This is a genomic window from Pseudomonas sp. ICMP22404 (genome assembly GCF_006227205.1).
GTDB lineage: Bacteria > Pseudomonadota > Gammaproteobacteria > Pseudomonadales > Pseudomonadaceae > Aquipseudomonas.
Genome location: NZ_VCNG01000037.1, coordinates 1 through 3,047 on the forward strand (window position 1 = coordinate 1; position 3,047 = coordinate 3,047).

At 53.9% G+C, this 3,047-nt stretch carries 4 protein-coding genes and 3 tRNA genes; all 7 read left to right on the plus strand.

Going from position 1 to position 3,047, the window contains the following annotated elements; all coding sequences use genetic code 11:
• Positions 1-195: 195 nt before the first annotated feature.
• Entirely contained in the window at positions 196-1,152 is a 957-nt protein-coding gene (gene birA, locus FGE05_RS29475; protein ID WP_139650422.1) for a bifunctional biotin--[acetyl-CoA-carboxylase] ligase/biotin operon repressor BirA, read from the plus strand.
• Positions 1,142-1,891: a pantothenate kinase gene (locus FGE05_RS29480; protein WP_139650423.1), complete on the plus strand. Its 750-nt coding sequence runs from the start codon at positions 1,142-1,144 to the stop codon at positions 1,889-1,891. Before birA ends, FGE05_RS29480 begins: the two co-directional genes overlap by 11 nt.
• Positions 1,892-1,898: 7 nt before the next feature.
• Positions 1,899-2,342: a hypothetical protein gene (locus FGE05_RS29485; RefSeq protein WP_139650424.1), complete on the plus strand. Its 444-nt coding sequence runs from the start codon at positions 1,899-1,901 to the stop codon at positions 2,340-2,342.
• A 142-nt stretch (positions 2,343-2,484) separates the two neighbouring features.
• Positions 2,485-2,569, plus strand: a tRNA-Tyr gene (locus FGE05_RS29490).
• 25 nt (positions 2,570-2,594) lie between these two features.
• Positions 2,595-2,668, plus strand: a tRNA-Gly gene (locus FGE05_RS29495).
• A 26-nt stretch (positions 2,669-2,694) separates the two neighbouring features.
• A tRNA-Thr gene (locus FGE05_RS29500) sits at positions 2,695-2,770 on the plus strand.
• Positions 2,771-2,854: 84 nt separating this feature from the next.
• On the plus strand, positions 2,855-3,047 hold a 193-nt coding region (locus FGE05_RS29505), incomplete at its 3' end, for a GTP-binding protein (RefSeq protein ID WP_257225755.1).

Here is a 3,047-nt window from a genome sequence, read left to right on the forward strand (position 1 = left end):
AACGATGCATCGCCGATGGTAGTGTGGGGTTTCCCCATGTGAGAGTAGGTCATCGTCAAGATTAAATTCCGAAACCCCTATCTGCTGATGCAGGTAGGGGTTTTGTTTTGCTCGCAGGAAAGCTTCCTTTGTCTTTCTATGCAACCGTCTTGCGCATGGCTATCATGCGGGCCTCATTGTCAGGGCGCAGTTCGCATGCTCACGTTGCTAAAACTTCTGAAGGATGGCCGCTTCCATTCGGGGCAGGCGCTAGGCGCTGCGCTGGGTATCAGTCGCAGTGCTGTATGGAAGCAGCTACAGCACCTGGAGGCAGAGCTGGGCTTGTCTGTTCATAAGGTCAGAGGCAGGGGGTATCAATTGGCCAGGCCATTATTGCTACTGGATGCGGCCGAGATTGATGCAAAGGAACCTTGCGGATGGCCTGTTCATATATTCGATTCCATCGACTCCACCAATGCTGAAGCGTTGCGCTCCATAGAGCGCGGGGTGGCGGCGCCATTCCTGGTTTTGGCTGAGCGGCAGACTGCCGGCCGCGGTCGCCGCGGTCGAAAGTGGGTCAGTCCCTTTGCAGAAAACCTCTACTACAGCCTGGTACTGCGTATCGATGGCGGCATGCGCCAAATAGAAGGGCTCAGTCTCGTTGTGGGACTGGCTGTCTTGCATGCTTTGCATGATATGGGCGTTCAGCAGGCGGGGTTGAAATGGCCTAACGATGTTCTGGTTGATGATAGAAAGATTGCAGGGATATTGCTTGAGCTAGTAGGGGATCCGGCTGATGTCTGCCACGTTGTCCTGGGGGTGGGAATCAATGTGAATATGCAGTCCAGCGATGAGGTTGATCAGCAGTGGACATCCATGAGTCTTGTGGCTGGAGGGTGTTTTGACCGGAATGAGTTGGTGGCGCGATTGGGGGCAAATCTCCAGCGATTCTTGACGCTTCACCAGGCGTCTGGATTTGCCGCAATACAGCCAGAGTGGGAGCGGCATCATTTGTGGCAAGGGCGGGCTGTATCATTGATTGCGGGTGTCAATCAAATTGATGGCGTTGTGCTGGGTATCGATTACCAGGGAGCGCTGCGTTTGAAGGTGGATGGCGTGGAAAGAAATTTTAGCGGTGGTGAGCTCAGTTTGAGGTTGCGTGATGATTCTTGAGCTCGATTGCGGCAACAGCTTTATCAAGTGGCGCGTGCTTCGCGCCGACGGCCTTACGCCGGTCGACGGAGGTGTGGTCAGTTCTGATGGCGATCTACTGGCTTGTTTGAGCGATGCTGGAAAATTTCAGCTCATAAAATGTCGTCTTGTCAGCGTGCGCACCCAGGACGAAACCGAATCGCTGGTTACTGCGCTGGTTGATGCGTTCGGAGTGACCGTAGCGCGAGCTGCGCCAACCCGTGAAATGGCCGGCGTTCGAAATGGCTATGAGGATTACGAGCGGCTGGGCCTGGATCGATGGTTGGCTTTGCTTGGAGGGTTTCACCTGGCCTCGGGTGCTTGTCTGGTGCTCGATTTTGGTACCGCCGTTACAGCCGATTTTGTGGCTGCAGACGGTGAGCACCTTGGGGGCTTCATTTGTCCGGGCATGTCTTTGATGCGCAATCAGTTGCGTACCCATACCCGCCGGATTCGCTATGACGATAGGGCTGCGGAGCGTGCTCATGAAAGTCTCGCTCCTGGACGGGCGACTGTCGAGGCCGTGGAGCGTGGTTGCATGTTGATGCTCAGGGGGTTTGTCCTGACTCAACTTGAGATGGCGCGGCAGTACTGGGGTGAGGATTTCGTTGTGTTTCTAACGGGGGGGGACGCTAATCTGGTTTCCGGTATTGTCCCTGACGCCAGGTTGGTGCCTGACCTGGTTTTTGTCGGCTTGGCGATGGCCTGTCCTTTGTCTTGAGGTTCCTATGCGGTGGCTGTTCCTGTTATTGCTGGTTTTGAACGCTTTCTATTATGTATGGCATCAACAGGAAGCTCCGCTTCGTGCTAAGGATGTCACCCCTCTGAGTTTGTATCGCGGCTCGCAGCAGGATATTCATCTCTTGAGTGAGACGGCGGACGCGCTTGTGAGGCGCGATTCGGGAAAGCCCGGTGAAGCGCAAAAGACGTGTGTTTATCTGGGCGGCTTTACTCGTCCGGAAATGAACCGGCAGTTGGAGCAAAAATTGGCAGCGCTGGGGGTTGTGGCACGCGCCACTGCTTCAGGTGCCCCTGAGGCCGGATTTTGGGTCCAGGTTTCGCCGGAAAGTACAGGGAAGGTGAATGAAACGTTCCTTCAAAACCTTTCTAAAGAATTCAATGAGTTAAAACATAAAATAATGCCTTGTGAGGGGGTTGCACCCTTGGGGTAGTTTGCATAGAATGGCGCCCGCTTCGCAGCGAAGACCTTTAACGGTCAACAATGCGAAACGTGGTCAACGCAGCTAACCTCAGGTTTTTAATGAGAAAATGCTTGACAGAAGGCTGGCATGATGTAGAATGCCGGCTCGCTTAGGAGGGGTTCCCGAGCGGCCAAAGGGATCAGACTGTAAATCTGACGTCTACGACTTCGAAGGTTCGAATCCTTCCCCCTCCACCAGTTTCTAGCGTGAGCTGCAGGCTCCGCGGGTATAGTTTAGTGGTAGAACCTCAGCCTTCCAAGCTGATGATGCGGGTTCGATTCCCGCTACCCGCTCCAAGTTTGCAGGTTGTGCAAAGTGTTTCGCTCTTGTAGCTCAGTTGGTAGAGCACACCCTTGGTAAGGGTGAGGTCAGCGGTTCAAATCCGCTCAAGAGCTCCATATAACAAGGCAGATATGAAAATATCTGCCTTTGTTTTAATGGCTTGTGTGAGTTGCTAAATTCTTCTCCTAGGGGTGATTTCGATGGCTAAGGAAAAGTTCGAACGTAATAAGCCGCACGTCAACGTCGGTACCATCGGTCACGTCGACCACGGTAAAACCACCTTGACCGCTGCTCTGACCCGCGTCTGCTCCGAAGTTTTCGGTTCGGCCAAGGTTGACTTCGACAAGATCGACAGCGCCCCGGAAGAAAAAGCTCGCGGTATCACCATCAACA

What these genes read in the sequence shown, in the direction of transcription:
- birA (WP_139650422.1), top strand. Translation starts at nt 196, where the DNA reads ATGCTCACGTTGCTAAAACTTCTGAAGGATGGCCGCTTCCATTCGGGG.
- FGE05_RS29480 (WP_139650423.1), top strand. Translation starts at nt 1,142, where the DNA reads ATGATTCTTGAGCTCGATTGCGGCAACAGCTTTATCAAGTGGCGCGTG.
- FGE05_RS29485 (WP_139650424.1), top strand. Translation starts at nt 1,899, where the DNA reads ATGCGGTGGCTGTTCCTGTTATTGCTGGTTTTGAACGCTTTCTATTAT.